This window comes from Bacteroides caecigallinarum, assembly GCF_021531075.1.
GTDB classification, from domain to species: domain Bacteria; phylum Bacteroidota; class Bacteroidia; order Bacteroidales; family Bacteroidaceae; genus Phocaeicola; species Phocaeicola caecigallinarum_B.
Window position 1 is genome coordinate 90,355 of record NZ_JADYTJ010000003.1, and the last position, 18,852, is coordinate 109,206.

Consider the following 18,852-nt stretch of genomic DNA (forward strand, 5'->3'; position numbering starts at 1 on the left):
GATATGGAAAAGTATCTGCTTGACACAAACATTTGCATCTTCCTGCTGCGTGGTAAATACGATGTGGATAAGAAGATAGACCAAGTTGGTATTGAGAATTGTTATATCTCCGAAATCACCGTGGCCGAACTAAAATACGGTGCCGAATTGGGGAGCAGACAAGGGCTGACACGCCGAACGCAGAACTTGGAAGAATTTATAGATTCAATGCATGTGCTGCCAATTGGCGAAACACTCGATCTCTTTGCTAAAGAGAAAGCGCGCCTGCGTTTGGCGGGTACGCCTGCCGATGACAATTTCGATCTGCTAATAGGATGTACCGCCATTGTTTACGATTTGGTGATGGTGACAGAAAACGTCCATGACTTCAAGAACTTCTCTGGTATCAGGCTTTGAGAACTGGATAAAGCGATAATTGTTATAGAAAAGTGAGATATAAGAATAAAGAAACAGGAGCCTTCGGCGGTTGCCGGAGGCTTTATAGTATACCATCAAGTGAAGTCACAATTCCTGCATGAGGATATGCCTCAAGTTCCTCGCGTGTAGTCATTCCGTGCAGCACTCCTGCAAAATCGACTCCGGCGTTGCGTGCCGTTTCCGCATCCACGGTGCTGTCGCCGCAATACAGAACATCGGCTGTTTCTAATCCTAAATGGCTTATGGCAAACGTCAGTCCTTCGGGCGATGGCTTAGGGGTCTTTACATCTTCTCCACCTACTATTATGTCAAGAAATCCTTCGGGAAGTTTCTTTCCTAAAAGCTCCATGATTCTGTATCTGTACTTTGTGGAGATTATCCCTATTCTTGCTCCTCTTTCCTTAAGACGTGACAGTACATCAAGTGTTTCCGGAAATAGTACGGTGTTGGCAGTCATAAGTCTGTCGGCCTGCGCCACATATTCTTTGCGGTAGGCTGCTAAAGTTTCTTTATCATCTATGCCGGTAAGTATGGTGAATGATTCTTCAAGAGTTTTTCCTATGGTACGCTTTATCGATTCATCACTGATGCCGTCATGTCCGTGCATGGCGAGTACGTTTCTGAAACACATCACTATGCCGCGCGATGAGTCGGCCAGTGTATAGTCGAAATCGAAAAGATAAGCCTTGTAAGTTTTCTGCATAATAAGTTTATATTTTGTGTAAAGGTAATGCTTTATGGGTTTTATCCAAAGTAAAATCTGCTTTTTTGTCTTCTGATTGTAGTTTGAACGATTTTTTTGTAACCTTTATATCTCCATGCTTATGTATATTTTCTGAATTTTTTGTACTTTTGTTCCGCTTAAACTAATTTAATTGCTTAAAAAGAATGGGAGGTTTTTTTGGTACAGTCTCTAAGGCTGAATGTGTGACCGATTTGTTTTACGGCACAGACTATAATTCTCACCTCGGTACTAAACGTGCCGGAATGGCTACTTACTCTGCCGGTGAGGGGTTCATGCGCGCTATACACAGTTTGGAAAGTTCTTATTTCCGCACCAAGTTCGAATCAGAGTTACCACAATTTAAGGGAAATGCAGGTATTGGAGTGATAAGTGACACTGATCCGCAGCCTATAATGATAAACTCTCACTTGGGCAAGTTTGCTATAGTGACAGTGGCAAAAATCAATAATGAAGAGGAGTTGGTGGAAGAACTTCTGGCATCGAACATGCACCTGTCTGAAATGAGTATGTGTAAAACAAACCAGACGGAACTGGTAGCATTGCTTATTGTCCAGGGAAAGGATTTCGTGGATGGTATAGAGAATGTATTCAATAAGATAAAAGGTTCCTGTTCAATGCTTATTCTTACTGAAGATGGTATTATCGTTGCACGCGACAAATGGGGACGTACTCCGATTATCATCGGTAAGAAGAACGGGGCATATGCTGCTACAAGCGAGTCGAGCAGTTTGCCTAACCTTGATTTTGAAATAGAAAAATATGTCGGCCCGGGAGAAATCATCCGTATGCGCGCCGATGGACTGGAGCAGATGCGCAAACCTAATGATAAAATGCAGATCTGCTCTTTTTTGTGGGTTTACTATGGCTTCCCGGTTTCTTCGTACGAGGGTAGAAACGTTGAGGAAGTGCGATTCATGTCAGGCTACAAGATGGGACAGACAGACGACTCGGAAGTGGACTGCGCATGCGGTATTCCTGACTCGGGTGTGGGTATGGCGCTGGGTTATGCCGAAGGAAAGGGTATACCTTATCATCGTGCAATAGCGAAATATACTCCTACATGGCCGCGGAGCTTTACTCCTAGCAATCAGAGTATACGTTCGCTGGTGGCTAAGATGAAGCTTATCCCTAACCGCTCTATGCTTCAGGGAAAGAGACTTCTGTTCTGTGATGATTCCATAGTACGTGGTACTCAGCTTCGTGATAATGTGAATATCCTTTATGATTACGGGGCAAAGGAGGTACATATGCGTATAGCTTGTCCGCCGCTTATCTACGGATGTCCGTTCATAGGGTTTACGTCGTCGAAGAGCGATATGGAGCTTATCACACGTCGTATTATCAAGGAAATAGAAGGCGACGAGAATGCAAAACTCGATAAGTATGCTACTACTGATTCGCCTGAGTACAAGGAGCTGGTGGAACGCATAAGATCGCGTTTCGGACTGACTTCGCTTAAGTTCAATACTCTTGAAACTCTTATTGAGGCTATCGGACTTCCTAAATGTAAGGTTTGTACACACTGTTTCGACGGCTCAAGCTGTTTCTGATAAATTACAGAAAGATATATAAAATAAAAAACTCCGCAGGTCATCGTACCTTGCGGAGTTTTTTCGTGTATATGAAATGTTTTATCAGAATGCTTCTGTCATATTTACATAGAACAGGTTCTGCTTGTTTACGAAGTCCCTGCCTATGTCAAGGCGGAAGTTCATACGTGGTTGGACTTCCACTCGCAGGCCTATTCCGGCGTTGGGCAGAACTCCTTCAATCTTGCCTGGGTTAGGTCCCATGAAACCTGCGCCTCCCCATACCACATATCCTAAACGGTTGGCTATTTTCTTCCACCAGTTACTCTTGTCGGTATTGAACATCTGCCTGTATTCCAGCATTGCAATGTGCGACGACTTATCTCGGAACTGCCCCATGTAGTACCCTCTGAGGTCGAACGGTGTACCACTAAGCACATACTTGTTCAAAGGAATATTATTGCCGAACACGTTCTTGCTCTGCACTGTCCATGCAAGGACTTTTCTTTTGCCTACAGACTTGTACTGGCGGTAGTCGAACTCCAGACGATAATAGTTGTCGTCGCTACCTAGCCATTTCTGGTACATTATTCCGCGGAAATCGAAATACAGACCTTTATACGGATTGGCTGGGATGTCGCGTGTGTCGTAGCTTAACAGGAAACCAAGGCCGGAACTGAAATTACTGTACCCTTCGGCAGTACCTCCTGCCTTTATATAGTCCTTGTCCTGTGTTATGCCTGGTGCCACATTCATCATATGGTCATAGTTCAAGTCGATTTGCGGACCGGCAAAGAAATTGCTTTCTTTTACCCGGAAAAGGAACCACGGGTTAATCTGTACTCCGCTATATTTATATTGGCTGGTTTCTTTGCCGCGGATATAGTTTTTGTTGGTTGTATATCCTACGCCATAATAGTTTTCCTGAGTGTTCTTGTAAATGAATTGTCCGAAAATGCGGAACTTGTCGTTCTTGAAAAAAAGTTGAGGCTTTACCACTATATTCAGTCCGCCGCTGAACATCAATGCTATTGAGGCCGGTACTACAGAACGTTTCATGGTACTGTCCTTGGGATTTATACTGAAGGTGACCAATGCACTACCACCTACCAGCAACCCGAAGTCCGGTGTATAACTGGGACCTCCAAGTATATTGTAATGTACGTTTCTGCTCGCTTTCTTTTGTTTCTTGAGTTCTTTTTTGCTGAGAACGGCTGTAGTATCGCTTATGGCAGATCCTTCCTGCTTTATGGTTTTAGCTTCTTGACCAAGTATTCTCACCGGAAGCATGACTAAACATGCTATTAGTAATAATGTAGTATATAATTTCATCCTATATATATTTTGGTACAAAAGTACGAAACTTACTCAATAGTTTGGTGTTCTTTTGATAATACTTTTGGGTTTTTATGATGTATTTCTTTTAAATGAGTTTCCTAGTCTGAAAAATTAACAAAAAAGAGATATGTCACTTTGTTATTTTAAAGCATTTATTTAACTTTACGTCAATCAACAATTAACATATAAAAAACATGACAGCAATAGACAGATTTTTAAAGTATGTGACTTTTGATACCCAATCGGATGAGAATACAGGCGTTACTCCAAGCACTGCAAAACAGATGGTTTTTGCAAAATACTTGCAGCAGGAGCTTCAGGAACTAGGCCTTGAGGAAATCTCTCTTGATGAGAACGGTTACCTGTTTGCCACTTTGCCTGCAAATGTGGACAGACCTGTACCGGTGATAGGGTTTATAGCACATATGGACACAAGTCCGGATATGAGCGGAGCAAATGTAAAACCTCGTATAGTGGAGAACTATGACGGTACGGATATTGTTCTTTGCAGCAAGGATAATATTGTTTTTTCTCCTTCACAGTTTCCAGAACTTCTGGACCACAAGGGGGAGGATCTTATCGTGACTGATGGACATACGCTTCTTGGTGCCGACGATAAGGCGGGTATTGCTGAAATAATATCGGCGGTGGCTTATCTGAAGGAACATCCGGAAATAAAGCATGGAAAAATAAGAATTGGTTTCAACCCTGATGAAGAAATCGGTCTGGGTGCACACAAATTCAATGTGGAGAAATTTGGTGCCAAATGGGCTTATACTATGGATGGTGGCGAAGTGGGCGAACTGGAATTCGAGAATTTCAATGCTGCGGCTGCCAAGGTGATGATAAAAGGAAGAAACGTGCATCCGGGATATGCGAAAAACAAGATGATAAACTCAATGCTCGTAGCCAATGAGTTTATGTCTATGCTTCCGGCAAATGAAACTCCTGCCACTACAGAAGGATACGAGGGATTCTATCACCTGGTAGGTATGAAGGGTGAAGTGGAACAGTCGGAACTTGCATATATCATCCGCGACCATGACAGGGATAAATTCGAAAGCAGAAAGGCTTTCGTGGCAGATTGTGCAAGCAAGATCAATGCTAAATATGGCAGTGAAATTGTAGCTGTGGAAATTAAAGACCAGTATTATAACATGCGTCAGGAAGTTGAACCGCTGATGCATATTATTGATATAGCCTTCGGTGCGATGAAGGAGGCCGGAGTTGACCCTAAGGTTAAGGCCATTCGTGGTGGTACTGACGGTGCACAACTGTCGTTCAAGGGATTGCCTTGCCCGAATATCTTTGCAGGAGGATTGAACTTCCACGGAAGATATGAGTTTGTTCCTGTCCAGTCTATAGAGAAGGCTGTAAAGGTGATAGTAAAGATTGCAGAACTCACTGCAAACAGATATTAAACTCTTTTTGGTTGATAAGGTTTCTGATTAAAGACGAAACCTTATCAACCTGATTAATAACGTGAACCACAAATCTGAAAACTCACAAACTTAAAACTTATACTTATGAAAATTACTCCATTTACTGAGAAGCATATAGCACTCGGAGCTAAGATGCATGAATTTGCAGGTTACAATATGCCTATTGAATATTCCGGAATCATAGAAGAACATCTCACTGTATGTCAGGGTGTGGGTGTATTTGATGTTTCGCATATGGGAGAGTTCTGGGTTAAAGGTCCGTCGGCTCTGGAATTTATTCAGCAGGTTACATCGAACAATGCGGCGGTACTTACTCCGGGAAAAATACAGTATACTTGTTTCCCGAACGAGGATGGCGGGATAGTGGACGATTTGCTGGTGTATACGTACGAACCTGAAAAGTATATGCTGGTGGTGAATGCTGCTAATATAGAGAAAGACTGGAACTGGTGTGTTTCTCATAACACGGTAGGAGCGGAGCTTGAAAATTCGTCGGACAATATCGGGCAGTTGGCCATTCAGGGACCGAAAGCTATTGACACGCTTCAGAAACTTACAGATGTTACATTGGCTGATATTCCATACTATACTTTTAAGGTTGGCGAACTGGCAGGAGTAGGGAATGTCATTATATCAAACACAGGATATACGGGTGCGGGAGGTTTTGAACTTTATTTTTATCCGCAGGACGCAGAAAAAATCTGGAATGCAGTGTTCGAGGCAGGCGAGGAGTTCGGCATAAAACCTATAGGACTGGGTGCACGCGACACACTGCGACTTGAAATGGGATTCTGCCTGTATGGCAACGATATTGATGATACTACTTCGCCTATAGAAGCCGGACTGGGATGGATAACCAAGTTTGTAGACGGTAAGAACTTTACTAACCGTGCAGCACTGGAGAAACAGAAGGCGGAGGGTGTTTCACGCAAACTTGTAGGTTTCGAGATGATAGACAGAGGTATTCCAAGGCATGGTTATTCTCTTACTGATATGGATGGAAATGTAATAGGAAACGTTACCTCAGGAACCATGTCGCCTACACGCAAGATTGGTATAGGTATGGGATATGTCAAGACTGAATTCTCCAAACCGGGAACGGAAATATGTCTGGACAATCGTGGAAGAAAACTTAAGGCTGTAGTAGTTAAACCACCTTTCAGGAAATAAAAGTATTGTCTTTTTGATATGATAAAGCGGAAGTTTATGTGATATTTTGCATAGATTTCCGCTTTTGCTATTATTTTATTTAGTAATTTTGCAGTTGTAATAACTATTTATAACGATTATGTCTCATTTGGCTCCTTTAATAAGCGATTTGGCCTTGATATTGATATGTGCCGGTATAATGACTCTTGTATTCAAGAAACTGAAACAGCCATTGGTGCTTGGTTATATTGTTGCCGGATTTCTGGCCAGTCCGCATTTCACTTTTACTCCTTCAGTAACAGATGCCGACAGTATTAAAACGTGGTCGGATATAGGTGTGATATTCCTTTTGTTTGCTCTTGGACTGGATTTCAGTTTCAAGAAATTGATGAAGGTAGGAGGTTCGGCGGTGATATCGGCATGTACTATCATCCTGTGTATGATAGTTGTAGGTATTTTTGTGGGGTGGATATTCGGATGGAAACAGATGGACTGCATCTATCTGGGAGGTATGCTTGCCATGTCGTCCACTACCATTATATATAAGGCTTTCGACGATTTGGGTATCAGGCAGCAGAAGTTTACGGGGCTTGTACTGAGTATTCTTATTTTAGAGGATATTCTTGCCATCGTACTTATGGTTATGCTTTCCACAATGGCTGTGAGCAAGAATTTTGAAGGAATGGAGATGGTGGGAAGTATACTGAAACTGGTGTTCTTCCTCATATTGTGGTTTGTGGTTGGTATGTATCTCATTCCTACTTTCCTGAAGCGCTCACGCAAACTGATGAGTGACGAGACGCTTCTGATATTCTCTCTTGGAATGTGTTTCGGAATGGTGGTTCTTGCCTCCAAGGTTGGTTTCTCTCCGGCATTTGGGGCTTTCATTATGGGTTCCATACTTGCCGAAACTCTTGATTCGGAACGTATAGAAAAGCTTGTGGCTCCGGTGAAAGACTTGTTTGGAGCCATATTCTTCGTGTCAGTAGGTATGATGGTCGACCCTAATCTTATAGTTGAATATATATGGCCGATTATAGCTATAATAGTGGCTATCCTGCTAGGGCAGACTATATTCGGCACTGGTGGCGTGCTGCTTTCCGGACAGTCGCTCAAGACGTCAATGCAGTGTGGTTTCAGTTTGACACAGATAGGTGAGTTTGCATTTATCATTGCGTCGTTGGGTGTGAGTCTGAACGTGACAAGCAATTTCCTGTATCCTATAGTTGTGGCCGTGTCTGTGATAACTACATTCCTGACACCTTATATGATACGTCTGTCTGTACCGGCATATAATTTCGTAGATAAGCGTATGCCTCCGAAGTGGAGGAATATGATAGAAAGATATTCTGGTTCAAGCCAGCCGGCTAATTACCAGAGTAACTGGAAGTCGCTGATTTATGCCATAATAAGAATTACGGTGATTTATTCGGTATTGACGGTGGCGGCTATTATTATATCTTTCAGTTTTATCCTCCCTTTACTTACAGAGGCTCTGGGCGACAAGTGGGGACGATGGGCTGGTGCTGCAATTACGATAATTCTTATATCTCCTTTCTTGCGTGCCATGATTATGAAGAAGAATCATTCAATCGAGTTTAAGGCTCTGTGGAAAGACAGCAGGTTTAATCATGCTCCGCTTATCTCGGTAGTTATCCTCAGAATAGTGATAGGGGTGATATTTGTTATCTACATTATTAATCATTTGTTCCAGGCGTCTGTGGCTATTGTTGTTGGGGTTGCTATAGTAGTTGTCCTTACTATGATATTCTCGCGTTTCCTGAAGAAACAGTCCATCCTGATGGAGAGAACCTTTGTCCAGAACATGAGGTCGAAGGATATGTTTATGATTTATAGGGGAAACAAGAAACCTGAATATGCAGGACGACTGCTTGACAGAGATATACACCTGACGGACATAAAGATTTCGGCAGATTCATTATGGGCCGGACTTACGCTTATGGAACTGAACCTGGGAAAAAGATTCGGAGTTCATGTGGCATCAATAATCAGAGGTACGCACAGAATAAATATCCCGGGAGGACAGACAAGGATATTCCCGGGTGATACTATCCAGGTGATAGGCTCCGACTCACAGTTGTCTGCTTTTGCCGAACATGCGGAAGCAATATCCGAAGGCTGTGTTGACGACGATTTTGAGAAAAGAGAGATGTTGCTCAAACAGTTTGTTGTAACTGAAAATTCAAAATTCGCAGGAAAGTCTATTCGTGAAAGTGGAATAAGAAACAAGTATCACTGCCTTGTGGTAGGAGTGGAGTCATCGGACGATATTTCTTTACATCAGCCTGACGTGGATGCGGAATTGCATGTTGGGGATATAGTATGGGTGGTAGGGGAGGAATCGGCCCTTAATAGCTTATTTGCCTCCTGATAGTTTATTCCTGTATATAACCCTTAAAAGAGTAAAAAAAGATATCTGAAAATTCTGTATATTATATTAATATTGATACGGTTTTGTATCTTCGTAATAATATTAACCTTATATACGTTTTATGTCGTCATACAGTTTTTTCAGATATCTGATATTCCCCTTTCTTTTGGTATTTTTCTTATTATCTTGCTCACATAGTAATAATAAAGAAGTGAGACATGCCGTAGAAACACTTTCTATGGTAAAGGAACTATGTGAAAAGGACAGTTTCCCCAAAAATGATTCGATATTGAATTTTTCTATCAAGGTCTTTTCCAGAGAAGAAATGGATTCCTGTCTTGCAATGTCTTATTTCTATCAAGGTGAAATTCAGCGTAGGAATTTTTATCTGTTAAGAGCTATAGACAGTTACGTAATGGCTGGTAAATTTGCTGGTGCCGACAGTCTGTTGCATTTTAAGATAAATCTGGAACTGGCCAGGATATACCGTTTCAAGATGAGGCTTGAGATGGAAGAGAAATATATGAATTCTGCCGAACGGCTGCTTAACTCATTGCACGATTCGTCGGCCAATATAGAGTTTTTACATGAACAGGCATTACATTATCTGAATAAAAAAGATATGGTTAGTGTATTTTCTACCTTACGGAAGGCCCTGGGGATTCTGCATGAGAATAATAATACAAAATGCGATATATATAAACATCTAGCGCGTGCATATATGCAAACAGGCAATTCGGACAGTGTAGCATATTTTGCAGACAAAGGGATAGAGATATGTACTGTTCCAAAGTTAAAAAATGAATTCCTGATGTTGAAAGGTCTGGCTTATGCCAAAGAAGGTGTCTTGGATTCGGCAAAGTATTATATCGGTCCTAATATATATAATGTTGATATGACTTTTCGTGTAAGGGCATATCGTACTATATCAGAAACGTATGACAGGCTTGGTATGCTCCCACAAGCTCATGAATATCTGATAAAATATAAAGATGTACTCGATTCCATAATATTGGACAGGAGAGACGAATTTCTGGAAAAGATGCATGGCATTCATGAATATAATATCCAGAAGGACCGTGCTAATAAGGCGGAAATGCAAGCAGCATCCAGTCAGTTGATGTTCTCGAATTTTGTTCTTATCGCTTTAATTTTGATAATGATTCTTTCTGTATTATTGCATCATTACCGTTCCAACAAACGGAAACTTACCGAACGTTTGAGGGAAGAGACTTGCCTTAAAATGGAAGAAACTATAAAACGAAGGGATGTAGAGATTTCTCTTGCCCGCAAGCAGGAAGAATTAAGACAGCAGGAAATAGAAAAACTTAACCGTAATATTGATTATTACAAGCAGCTGAATAATGTAACTCTGCCCATTATAATGAGAAGGCAAAATGCGCAGGGGGCACTTCATCTTTCGGATGACGACTGGAATATTATTATAGGTAATGCTGATGCATGTTTTGATATGTTTTCGCATAGACTGAAGGAGTATTGTCCACAACTGACGGAAGATGAAATCCGCTTCTGCTGTCTGGTTAAAATGGAATTGTCCATGTCTTTGCTCTCTGAAATATATCATATTGCAAAGGCCAGCATCTCCAGACGTAAAATGAGACTAAAAGAAAAAATGGGTATTGAGAATGTTAGTTTTGATGAGTTTATTGCTGATTTTTGATGGGGGTGTTTTCTGATTTGTACATCATGTAAATTATCAATATGTTGATAATCAACTGTTTGATATTAATTCTTGTACATCTTGTTTTTTACCTGATAAGAAGAAGATATGTATCTTTGCATTGTAAGAAAAAACAACACAAAACACCCATATATTTTCATTCTATATCTTTAATCGCTAGAAAGCCGTATCTTAATATCTTAGCTCATGGATATTATTGATACGGCTTTTGTTTATTTTATGGTTAATCATTTTCTTCCTGATCATTGCCTTCATCATCGTCTTCGAAATCAAAGTCAAAATCATCGAAATATTCGGGGGTGAAAAATTCATCCAGACTACGTCTGTCTTTTTTGGTTGGTCTTCCTGTACCTCTTGCCCGATCTATAAATCCGCTTATTTTGCTCATTTCAAGAAGTTCGTATTGCTCAGGTGTTGTGACATTCTCCATTATTTCCGGTACAAGTTTTGCACCGACACGTTTTTCTATGGCTTGCAATACTTTAAATGAATATGTAATTGGAGATTTCTTTACGTTGATAATGTCTCCAGGTTTAATCATTCTTGACGGTTTTACTTGAGCACCGTTTATACTAATTCTGCCTTTTTTACAAGCATCAGCAGCTATGGTTCTGGTTTTGAATATCCTTGCGGCCCATAACCATTTATCGATTCTGGCTTCTGACATACTTATTTGTTGTTATATTGGTTCATTGTATTGTTCAATCCTGCCAGGCAGAAACTTTTAATGATTTCACCTGCCAGTTCTATCCTTTCAGGAAGAATCTTTTGAGCTTCATCATCAAACTGGCCAAGTACAAAGTCTATTTGTCCACCTTTAGGAAAGTCATTGCCTATACCGAACCTTAGACGTGAATAGTTTTGTGTACCCAATGTTGCTGCAATGTGTTTCAAACCATTATGTCCGGCATCACTTCCTTTTCCTTTCAGTCGCAGAGTTCCTAACGGCAGTGCCAAATCGTCAACTATTATGAGTACATTCTCAAGTGGAATTTTTTCCTGTTGCATCCAGTATCGTACTGCATTTCCACTAAAATTCATGTATGTGGATGGTTTTAGCAAGAGCAATTGTCGTCCTTTCAAAGACATGTTTGCTATAGCTCCATATCGCTTATCGCTAAAAACAATATTGGACGCCTTAGCAAGGGCGTCCAATACCATAAATCCTATATTGTGACGGGTGTTACGGTATTCATCACCGATATTTCCCAATCCTACTATCAGATATTTCATTAAATATGGATTTGTTGTTTTGTATTAGTTTTTAAACTATTACTTATTTCTTACCAGAAGCTGCTGCTGCCTGAGCACCACGAGCTGCACGAGTCAATTTAACTGCACATACAACTGCTTCTTTTGCGTTCAAAAGCTGCAATCCTTCGTAGCTCAACTCACCAACTTTGATAGTCTTACCAAGACCCAAATTAGTAACATCTACGATAAGTCTTTCTGGTATAACGTTGTACAAAGCTTTAACTTTAAGCTTACGAACCTGCAATGCCAATTTACCACCGGCTTTAACACCTTCTGCAAGACCTTCCAATTTAACAGGAACTTCCATAACAATTGGGTTAGTTTCGTCAATCTGCAAGAAGTCTACGTGAAGAATTCTGTCTGTTACAGGGTGGAACTGGATATCTTTCATGATAGCAGTAACAACTTTGCCATCAATGTTCAAGTCTACTACGTAAATATGTGGTGTATATACCAAATTACGTAAACCGTCGTTTGTAACAGTGAAATGAGTTGCTACCTGATTACCGTTTTCGTCTTTGTTGATTCCGTACAATACACATGGAACACTGTCGCACTTACGAAGTTCGCGAGTTGCTTTCTTACCTGTTTCAGTTCTCAAAGAACCTTTGATTTCAATTGATTTCATTTTTCTTAAAATTTTGTGTTACTCTAAATTAAGTTGAATAATAAATTGCTTAATTCGCCATCACACGATGTGGTATACACACGATGAATTTAAAAAAGCGGTGCAAAGATATGTCTTTTATTCCAAACAGACAAATTATGCACCGCTTTTCTTTTTTATTTATATAATATAGTTCTTATTTGATTAAAATGCTCTATCAGAAGTCAATATCAATTTTGAAGTCTGTAGAGTTATTTTCTTCATTATTTTCTGGCAAAATATTATTATTTTGCTGATTGTTGTCGTCTATGAATTTAATGGCTTCTTGTAGTCCACATAAAAATTTCTCAAAATCCTCTTTGTATAAGAATATTTTATGTTTTTCAAAGTTAACTACAGGAGAATTCCCCTCACCGGAAACAACTTTTTTACTTTCAGTTATTGCAAGGAACATATCGTCCTTTTTATTTTTTCTTACATCAACGTAGTAAATTCTTTTTCCTGCTTTAATAGCTTTTGAGAATACAATTTCTTTGTCTGTTTCAGTCATAGCTTTCTTTTTTAAATCTTCCATAGTCACTATATATAATAAATAAATCGTGCCCAAAGTTGGATATTTTTTTTTTATGTTCAAAGAAACTATGTATAGAATTTATTCGAAAAGTGAAAAAAAATAGAAAAATACGTAGTTATGTTGCCGGAAAAGAATAAAATGCTTACTTTTGTGCCTTGAAATTTCATCTTATTAATATGATAAACAGAGTTCTTATTCGTCTGAAAATAGTTCAGATTATTTACGCTTATTACCAGAATGGCGGAAAAAACTTGGATACTGCAGAGAAAGAGTTGTTCTTCAGTCTATCCAAAGCGTACGATTTGTACAATTATCTTTTACTTCTTATGGTTGCTGTAACGCGTTATGCAAGTAAAAAAATCGATGCAGCAAAGAACAAACTGGCACCTACAAAAGAAGATTTGTCACCTAACATGAGGTTTGTGGAAAACAAGTTCATTGCTCAGCTAGAGACAAATAATGAACTTAATGCATTCGTTGTAGCCCAAAAGAAAACATGGGACAACGAAGAGGATTTTGTGAAATCTCTTTATGAAAAAATCCAGCAGAGCGAAATTTATGCAGAATATATGGCTGCAGAAACTACCTCGTATGATGATGACCGTGAGTTCTGGAGAAAAATCTACAAGAATATAATTTTCAATAATTTTGAGCTTGACGAAGTTCTGGAAGATCAAAGCTTGTATTGGAATGACGATAAAGAAATAGTAGATACATTCGTTCTTAAGACTATAAAACGTTTTGATCCTAAAAATGGAGCAAAACAGGAATTGTTGCCAGAGTTTAAGGATGAAGAGGATCAGGATTTTGCACGCCGTTTGTTCCGTCGCGCATTGATGAATTCGGAATACTATCGTCATCTGATAGGTGAAACATCGAAGAATTGGGATTTGAATAGAGTAGCATTGATGGATGTTGTCATAATGCAGATTGCTCTTGCAGAAATCCTCAGTTTCCCGAACATTCCGGTTAATGTCTCATTGAATGAATACGTGGAAATAGCCAAATTGTATAGTACTCCAAAGAGTGGTGGTTTCATTAACGGAACGTTGGATGCTATAGTTAACAAATTAAAAAAGGAGAATAAGCTGACAAAATAATAATATATTTGCTGGCGTAACTAATATTAATCAAAATAAAACAAGAAACTATGAATTTATTGACAGTAATGCTGCAGGCTCAGGGTGGAGCAGATTATTCTTTCCTGATAATGATGGTAGCTATTTTTGCCATTATGTATTTTTTCATGATTCGCCCGCAGAACAAAAAACAGAAAGAAATAGCTAATTTCCGTAAGAATCTTGAAGTTGGACAGTCTGTTATTACTGCCGGAGGTATCTATGGCAAAGTAAAGGAACTGGAGGATAACGCAGTAATTGTAGAAATAGCTCCAAGTGTAAAAATAAAAGTTGACAGAAATTCAATTTATGCTGATGCTCAGGCTCAGACAAACAAATAAAAAATAATTTGATATGTTGTTCGGTAAAAAGAACATCAAAGATATTTTTAACGAAACATTTGAGAAAATCAGAAACTTCCTGCTTACAGAAAAGTTCAGGGAGTTTCTGATTTTTTCTTTTTTCGTAGCTATTTCGTTCGGTTTTTGGATGTTGCAGACTCTGGATGGGCTTTTCCAAACAGAGTTCAGTATTCCTCTAAGACTTAAATCCGTTCCAAAGGATGTTATAATAACTTCTGAACTTCAGGATGAGATAAAGGTAAAGGTAGAAGACAGAGGTACTGTTTTGCTTAATTATATGCTTGGAAGGTCCTTCTTGCCTATATCTATTGATTTTGATGATTATGACAATAGTTCTTCCAAGGTACTCTTGCCTCAAGAGGAATTACGGAAAAGAATTGCATCTCAATTAAATCCTACAACAAAGTTATTGTCTGTATATCCCGATTCCATAGGGTTTGTTTATTCGCGTGGCATATATAAAAAAGTACCTGTGTCTGTATCAGGAAAAATTACTCCTGCCATGCAATATTATATTTCAAATATAAATGTTACTCCTGATTCTGTAATAGTATATGCGCCTTCTGAGATTCTATCAAATATGCAGACAGCCTATACCATGCCTGTAGAATGTGAAAATCTTTCAGAAAATACTTCGTTACGCACCTCATTAAGAAAAATTGATGGTGTTAAGTATGAACCGCAATATTGCAATATAGATATATCGGTGGATATATATTCGGAGAAAACAGTCGAGGTACCAATTATAGGTTTGGATTTTCCTCCTAATAAAACACTGCGTACCTTTCCTTCCAAGGTTAATCTAACTTTTAAAGTGGGATTGTCCGATTATTCTTCAATAACATCCTCTGATTTTACCATTGGAGTGAATTATAAGGATTTGATTAATTCCGACAAAGACCAGATAGATTTGGTGGTTACTTCTTCAAATCCGGCGGTGTCCAATATCAGACTGAACCCTTCGAAAGTAGACTATTTGATTGAGGAAACTATTAATTTTATAAGATGAAAGCACTTCGTGTAACATTAGGCATTACAGGAGGTATAGGAAGTGGAAAATCGTATTTCTCATCCTCTCTAAGATTGCGTGGACTACCTGTTTATGATTCGGATTCGGAAGCAAAGAAGTTAATGTTGGAAGACGAAAACATAGTTTCTTCATTAAAGGAGTTGCTTGGAGAACAGGTATACATTTCCGGAAACCTGAATAAACAGCTTCTTGCTTCTTATGTTTTCAGTTCGCCCGAAAATGCTTTAAAAGTCAATTCTATAGTTCATCCCAGGGTTAAGAAAGCTTTCCTTGAGTGGGCGGACGAATGTTTTTCAATGGGGCACAATATTGTGGCCATTGAAAGTGCAATTTTGTTCGAAGCCGGATTCAATGATATAGTCGATAAGGTAGTGATGATACATGCTCCTTTGGATATAAGAATTTCCCGGGTTATGGCGCGCGACAATACTTCAAAAGACAAAGTAATGGAAAGAATCAAGTTGCAGATGCCAGATGACCAGAAAATGCTTAAATCAGACTTTGTAATTGAGAATGACGGCCTTGTGCCGCTTGATGATCAGATAGACAAGCTTATTTCAGAATTGTAGATTATAAAAGATATTCAATATCTTGTGTAATTCGATTGGTAGTTGTATTTTTGTCCAATATTAATAATTAAAAAACGATAGAAACATGTTGAAAACAATTTTGGCTATATCCGGAAAACCAGGATTATATAAGCTGATTTCACAAGGAAAGAATATGCTTATAGTTGAATCTGTAAGCGCAGACAAGAAACGTTCACCTATATATGCTTCTGATAAAGTTATTTCATTGGGTGATATTGCAATGTATACCGATGCTGATGAAGTTCCATTGTCTGAGGTATTGGAATCTGTAAAGACAAAAGAAGAAGGAAAAGAAACATCTCTTGACTATAAGAAGGCTACAGCAGAAGAACTTGGCGAATTTATGGCAGCTGTTCTTCCAAACTATGACAGAGACAGAGTACACCTTAGCGATATTAAGAAACTCATACAGTGGTATAATCTTTTGATATCAAATGGTATAACAGAGTTTGTAGAAAAAAAGGCAGAATAAGTTTATTATCTGATATTATATAAGAGACCATCTTTTAAGGATGGTCTTTTTTATTTCCGTCAGTTTGTATGGACCGGGTGGGGAAGAGTATAAAAAAAGAGCCCTGATATCAGGACTCTTATAGAGCGGAAGACGGGGCTCAAACCCGCGACCCTCAGCTTGGAAGGCTAATGCTCTATCAACTGAGCTACTTCCGCATCTTTATTTTTTGTGGGCAAAGATGGATTCGAACCACCGAAGGCGTAAGCCAGCAGATTTACAGTCTGCCCCATTTGGCCACTCTGGTATTTGCCCTTCGAAACACTGTTTCAATAATGAGAGCGGAAGACGGGGCTCAAACCCGCGACCCTCAGCTTGGAAGGCTAATGCTCTATCAACTGAGCTACTTCCGCATCTCTATTTCGTGGGCAAGGATGGATTCGAACCACCGAAGGCATAAGCCAGCAGATTTACAGTCTGCCCCATTTGGCCACTCTGGTACTTGCCCTTCGAGACACTGTTTCAATAATGAGAGCGGAAGACGGGACTCAAACCCGCGACCCTCAGCTTGGAAGGCTAATGCTCTATCAACTGAGCTACTTCCGCATCTCTATTTTTGTGGGCAAAGATGGATTCGAACCACCGAAGGCGTAAGCCAGCAGATTTACAGTCTGCCCCATTTGGCCACTCTGGTATTTGCCCTTTAGCTATTGATTCATCAGCAAGTAATGCTGCTTTTTTCAATTGCGATGCAAAGATACAACTATTTTTTTAATTCACAAGAAAAGTTGATCATTTTTATTGCTGTAATTGCACATTCATCACCTTTATTGCCTAATTTTCCTCCTGCTCTGTCTTCTGCCTGTTCCATTGTATTGGTAGTAATCAGCCCGTAGATTACAGGTGTATCTGTTGTTGCATTCAGATGTGCTATGCCCTGAGTAGTTCCGGCGCAAACATAGTCAAAGTGAGGAGTATCACCTCTCACAACACATCCAATAGCTATTATAGCATCAAATTTGTTGCTCTTTATCATTTGTGCAGCCCCATATGTAAGTTCAAAACTGCCCGGTACGGTTTGTACGTGTATGTTTTCATCTTTAGCACCGTGTTTTTTCAGGGTTTTAACTGCACCTTCAAGTAATGCACCTGTAATGTTGCTGTTCCATTCAGACACTACTATGCCGAATCTCATAGCCGATGCGTCTGGTACAGAATTGAAATCATAGTCCGATAGGTTGTGGTATGCTGTTGCCATTTTAATTCAGATTTTTAGTTATTATAAAATAAAAAACAAGCACGGAACTCCTTTTTGTGCATATATCATGCCGGAACTCCGTGCCTGTCAGTATAAATTAATTATTTTATAGAAGCGCGTTCTATATATTTGTCAATATCCATAGCCTGGTAAGAGTTGGCATAATCCTTCTTGACAGTCTTATATGCTTCAACTGCTTCAGAGTTCTTGCCTTGCTTTTCCAGAATCTGTCCAGCCTGAATCAGGTAGATTGGGCTTAATGAAAGGCTGTTTGCACGTTTAGCAGCTTTAATAAGAGTTGCAGCAGCTTTGTCCAACTGTCCCATCTGTGCATAGCAGTTACCCATAGTACCAAGAACTGCAGGAGCTACAAGCTGATCGTCACCGTCGAATTTGCTCAAATATTTCTCAGCATCTTCATATTTTCCTAATTGGGCATAGCATATACCAGCATAAGCGTTTGCAAGGTTTTCTGCTTTTGTACCGCTGAATTCGTCAGCCAATTTCACGAAACCGGCAAATCCAAGGCTGTCTCCGTTTAATGCAGCTTCATAATTGTCTGCACCGAAATACTGTTCCCCTTTGAATATAGCTTCCGAAGCTTTCAGCTCTTTTGGTTCAGATACAAATTTCTTGTAAGCCATGTATCCACCTACTATAACTACCAAGGCAATAACTGCACCCAATAACAAATTCTTGTTTTTGATAAGGAATTCTTCAGAATTGCTGATAGTTTCTTCCATGTTCAGCAAATCATTTGTGTTTTTTTGTTGACTCATTGTTATATTATTTTTATTATTATTTCAATGTGTATTTCGGACAGCAAAAGTAATTTATTTATGTTTATAAACGAAATTTGTCGGCATCTTTTTTTATCAATCATGCTTTTATTGT

At 39.4% G+C, this 18,852-nt stretch carries 19 protein-coding genes and 6 tRNA genes; 11 read left to right on the forward strand and 14 right to left on the reverse strand.

Translation table 11 applies throughout. The annotated features are described in order from the left end of the window. The first annotated feature begins 3 nt into the window (after positions 1 to 3). Complete coding sequence (locus tag I6E11_RS01665) at positions 4 to 396, forward strand: type II toxin-antitoxin system VapC family toxin (RefSeq protein WP_235336096.1); 393 nt, start codon at positions 4 to 6, stop codon at positions 394 to 396. A gap of 82 nt (positions 397 to 478) precedes the next feature. Here I6E11_RS01665 and I6E11_RS01670 read toward each other — a convergent pair whose 3' ends face one another. Then, positions 479 to 1,120, reverse strand: coding sequence for an HAD family hydrolase (locus I6E11_RS01670; RefSeq protein ID WP_235336097.1), 642 nt, complete (start codon positions 1,118 to 1,120; stop codon positions 479 to 481). Positions 1,121 to 1,305: 185 nt separating this feature from the next. Here I6E11_RS01670 and I6E11_RS01675 point away from each other — a divergent pair, with 185 nt between their 5' ends. Next, on the forward strand, positions 1,306 to 2,712 hold the full coding sequence (locus I6E11_RS01675; protein WP_235336098.1) for an amidophosphoribosyltransferase: 1,407 nt from the start codon (positions 1,306 to 1,308) through the stop codon (positions 2,710 to 2,712). 84 nt (positions 2,713 to 2,796) lie between these two features. On the opposite strand, the gene I6E11_RS01680 is transcribed toward I6E11_RS01675, so the two are convergent. Then, complete coding sequence (locus I6E11_RS01680; RefSeq protein WP_235336099.1) at positions 2,797 to 4,023, reverse strand: BamA/TamA family outer membrane protein; 1,227 nt, start codon at positions 4,021 to 4,023, stop codon at positions 2,797 to 2,799. A 200-nt stretch (positions 4,024 to 4,223) separates the two neighbouring features. Between I6E11_RS01680 and pepT the strand changes: the two genes are divergently transcribed. From pepT to I6E11_RS01700, 4 genes are all read left to right on the forward strand, one after another. After that, the gene (pepT, locus tag I6E11_RS01685) at positions 4,224 to 5,450 is read left to right on the forward strand and encodes a peptidase T (protein ID WP_235336100.1); all 1,227 of its coding nucleotides are present in this window, start codon (positions 4,224 to 4,226) and stop codon (positions 5,448 to 5,450) included. Between the two features lie 105 nt (positions 5,451 to 5,555). Further along, entirely contained in the window at positions 5,556 to 6,641 is a 1,086-nt protein-coding gene (gene gcvT, locus I6E11_RS01690; protein WP_235336101.1) for a glycine cleavage system aminomethyltransferase GcvT, read from the forward strand. 118 nt (positions 6,642 to 6,759) lie between these two features. Continuing rightward, on the forward strand, positions 6,760 to 9,012 hold the full coding sequence (locus tag I6E11_RS01695) for a cation:proton antiporter (protein WP_235336102.1): 2,253 nt from the start codon (positions 6,760 to 6,762) through the stop codon (positions 9,010 to 9,012). Between the two features lie 211 nt (positions 9,013 to 9,223). Then, the gene (locus I6E11_RS01700) at positions 9,224 to 10,693 is read left to right on the forward strand and encodes a tetratricopeptide repeat protein (protein ID WP_235336103.1); all 1,470 of its coding nucleotides are present in this window, start codon (positions 9,224 to 9,226) and stop codon (positions 10,691 to 10,693) included. 244 nt (positions 10,694 to 10,937) lie between these two features. On the opposite strand, the gene I6E11_RS01705 is transcribed toward I6E11_RS01700, so the two are convergent. From I6E11_RS01705 to I6E11_RS01720, 4 genes are all read right to left on the reverse strand, one after another. After that, the gene (locus I6E11_RS01705) at positions 10,938 to 11,381 is read right to left on the reverse strand and encodes an RNA-binding S4 domain-containing protein (RefSeq protein WP_235336104.1); all 444 of its coding nucleotides are present in this window, start codon (positions 11,379 to 11,381) and stop codon (positions 10,938 to 10,940) included. 2 nt (positions 11,382 to 11,383) lie between these two features. Further along, the gene (gene pth, locus I6E11_RS01710) at positions 11,384 to 11,947 is read right to left on the reverse strand and encodes an aminoacyl-tRNA hydrolase (RefSeq protein WP_235336105.1); all 564 of its coding nucleotides are present in this window, start codon (positions 11,945 to 11,947) and stop codon (positions 11,384 to 11,386) included. A gap of 43 nt (positions 11,948 to 11,990) precedes the next feature. Continuing rightward, complete coding sequence (locus tag I6E11_RS01715; RefSeq protein ID WP_235336106.1) at positions 11,991 to 12,596, reverse strand: 50S ribosomal protein L25/general stress protein Ctc; 606 nt, start codon at positions 12,594 to 12,596, stop codon at positions 11,991 to 11,993. Between the two features lie 196 nt (positions 12,597 to 12,792). Beyond that, positions 12,793 to 13,149 (reverse strand): DUF3276 family protein, encoded by a 357-nt coding sequence (locus I6E11_RS01720; protein WP_317221506.1) that lies wholly within the window; start codon positions 13,147 to 13,149, stop codon positions 12,793 to 12,795. A gap of 176 nt (positions 13,150 to 13,325) precedes the next feature. Here I6E11_RS01720 and nusB point away from each other — a divergent pair, with 176 nt between their 5' ends. The 5 genes from nusB to I6E11_RS01745 all read left to right on the forward strand — a co-directional run bounded on the left by nusB (position 13,326) and on the right by I6E11_RS01745 (position 16,721). After that, positions 13,326 to 14,249 (forward strand): transcription antitermination factor NusB, encoded by a 924-nt coding sequence (gene nusB, locus I6E11_RS01725; RefSeq protein WP_235336107.1) that lies wholly within the window; start codon positions 13,326 to 13,328, stop codon positions 14,247 to 14,249. Between the two features lie 50 nt (positions 14,250 to 14,299). Continuing rightward, positions 14,300 to 14,608, forward strand: a complete 309-nt coding sequence (gene yajC, locus I6E11_RS01730; RefSeq protein ID WP_235336108.1) for a preprotein translocase subunit YajC — start codon at positions 14,300 to 14,302, stop codon at positions 14,606 to 14,608. 13 nt (positions 14,609 to 14,621) lie between these two features. Then, a complete protein-coding gene (locus I6E11_RS01735; protein WP_317221507.1) occupies positions 14,622 to 15,638 on the forward strand; it encodes a CdaR family protein in 1,017 nt (338 codons plus the stop codon). Continuing rightward, positions 15,635 to 16,228, forward strand: a complete 594-nt coding sequence (gene coaE, locus I6E11_RS01740; RefSeq protein WP_235336109.1) for a dephospho-CoA kinase — start codon at positions 15,635 to 15,637, stop codon at positions 16,226 to 16,228. Before I6E11_RS01735 ends, coaE begins: the two co-directional genes overlap by 4 nt. A gap of 85 nt (positions 16,229 to 16,313) precedes the next feature. Continuing rightward, entirely contained in the window at positions 16,314 to 16,721 is a 408-nt protein-coding gene (locus I6E11_RS01745) for a DUF5606 family protein (RefSeq protein WP_235336110.1), read from the forward strand. A gap of 124 nt (positions 16,722 to 16,845) precedes the next feature. On the opposite strand, the gene I6E11_RS01750 is transcribed toward I6E11_RS01745, so the two are convergent. From I6E11_RS01750 to I6E11_RS01785, 8 genes are all read right to left on the reverse strand, one after another. After that, positions 16,846 to 16,918: transfer RNA gene (locus I6E11_RS01750), tRNA-Gly, on the reverse strand. Between the two features lie 14 nt (positions 16,919 to 16,932). Then, positions 16,933 to 17,015: transfer RNA gene (locus I6E11_RS01755), tRNA-Tyr, on the reverse strand. Positions 17,016 to 17,040: 25 nt separating this feature from the next. Next, positions 17,041 to 17,113: transfer RNA gene (locus I6E11_RS01760), tRNA-Gly, on the reverse strand. Positions 17,114 to 17,125: 12 nt separating this feature from the next. Further along, positions 17,126 to 17,208: transfer RNA gene (locus I6E11_RS01765), tRNA-Tyr, on the reverse strand. A gap of 25 nt (positions 17,209 to 17,233) precedes the next feature. Then, positions 17,234 to 17,306 (reverse strand) — tRNA-Gly (locus I6E11_RS01770). Positions 17,307 to 17,319: 13 nt separating this feature from the next. Continuing rightward, positions 17,320 to 17,402 (reverse strand) — tRNA-Tyr (locus I6E11_RS01775). Between the two features lie 61 nt (positions 17,403 to 17,463). Then, positions 17,464 to 17,958, reverse strand: coding sequence for a 6,7-dimethyl-8-ribityllumazine synthase (gene ribH, locus I6E11_RS01780; RefSeq protein ID WP_235336111.1), 495 nt, complete (start codon positions 17,956 to 17,958; stop codon positions 17,464 to 17,466). A gap of 101 nt (positions 17,959 to 18,059) precedes the next feature. Then, positions 18,060 to 18,737, reverse strand: a complete 678-nt coding sequence (locus tag I6E11_RS01785) for a tetratricopeptide repeat protein (RefSeq protein ID WP_235336112.1) — start codon at positions 18,735 to 18,737, stop codon at positions 18,060 to 18,062. Between the last annotated feature and the right edge of the window lie 115 nt (positions 18,738 to 18,852).

What these genes read in the sequence shown, in the direction of transcription:
- I6E11_RS01680 (WP_235336099.1), bottom strand. Translation starts at nt 4,023, where the DNA reads ATGAAATTATATACTACATTATTACTAATAGCATGTTTAGTCATGCTT.
- I6E11_RS01695 (WP_235336102.1), top strand. Translation starts at nt 6,760, where the DNA reads ATGTCTCATTTGGCTCCTTTAATAAGCGATTTGGCCTTGATATTGATA.
- I6E11_RS01675 (WP_235336098.1), top strand. Translation starts at nt 1,306, where the DNA reads ATGGGAGGTTTTTTTGGTACAGTCTCTAAGGCTGAATGTGTGACCGAT.
- yajC (WP_235336108.1), top strand. Translation starts at nt 14,300, where the DNA reads ATGAATTTATTGACAGTAATGCTGCAGGCTCAGGGTGGAGCAGATTAT.
- I6E11_RS01745 (WP_235336110.1), top strand. Translation starts at nt 16,314, where the DNA reads ATGTTGAAAACAATTTTGGCTATATCCGGAAAACCAGGATTATATAAG.
- coaE (WP_235336109.1), top strand. Translation starts at nt 15,635, where the DNA reads ATGAAAGCACTTCGTGTAACATTAGGCATTACAGGAGGTATAGGAAGT.
- nusB (WP_235336107.1), top strand. Translation starts at nt 13,326, where the DNA reads ATGATAAACAGAGTTCTTATTCGTCTGAAAATAGTTCAGATTATTTAC.
- I6E11_RS01670 (WP_235336097.1), bottom strand. Translation starts at nt 1,120, where the DNA reads ATGCAGAAAACTTACAAGGCTTATCTTTTCGATTTCGACTATACACTG.
- I6E11_RS01665 (WP_235336096.1), top strand. Translation starts at nt 4, where the DNA reads ATGGAAAAGTATCTGCTTGACACAAACATTTGCATCTTCCTGCTGCGT.
- I6E11_RS01785 (WP_235336112.1), bottom strand. Translation starts at nt 18,737, where the DNA reads ATGAGTCAACAAAAAAACACAAATGATTTGCTGAACATGGAAGAAACT.
- gcvT (WP_235336101.1), top strand. Translation starts at nt 5,556, where the DNA reads ATGAAAATTACTCCATTTACTGAGAAGCATATAGCACTCGGAGCTAAG.
- I6E11_RS01715 (WP_235336106.1), bottom strand. Translation starts at nt 12,596, where the DNA reads ATGAAATCAATTGAAATCAAAGGTTCTTTGAGAACTGAAACAGGTAAG.
- pepT (WP_235336100.1), top strand. Translation starts at nt 4,224, where the DNA reads ATGACAGCAATAGACAGATTTTTAAAGTATGTGACTTTTGATACCCAA.
- I6E11_RS01705 (WP_235336104.1), bottom strand. Translation starts at nt 11,381, where the DNA reads ATGTCAGAAGCCAGAATCGATAAATGGTTATGGGCCGCAAGGATATTC.
- pth (WP_235336105.1), bottom strand. Translation starts at nt 11,947, where the DNA reads ATGAAATATCTGATAGTAGGATTGGGAAATATCGGTGATGAATACCGT.
- I6E11_RS01735 (WP_317221507.1), top strand. Translation starts at nt 14,622, where the DNA reads ATGTTGTTCGGTAAAAAGAACATCAAAGATATTTTTAACGAAACATTT.
- ribH (WP_235336111.1), bottom strand. Translation starts at nt 17,958, where the DNA reads ATGGCAACAGCATACCACAACCTATCGGACTATGATTTCAATTCTGTA.
- I6E11_RS01720 (WP_317221506.1), bottom strand. Translation starts at nt 13,149, where the DNA reads ATGGAAGATTTAAAAAAGAAAGCTATGACTGAAACAGACAAAGAAATT.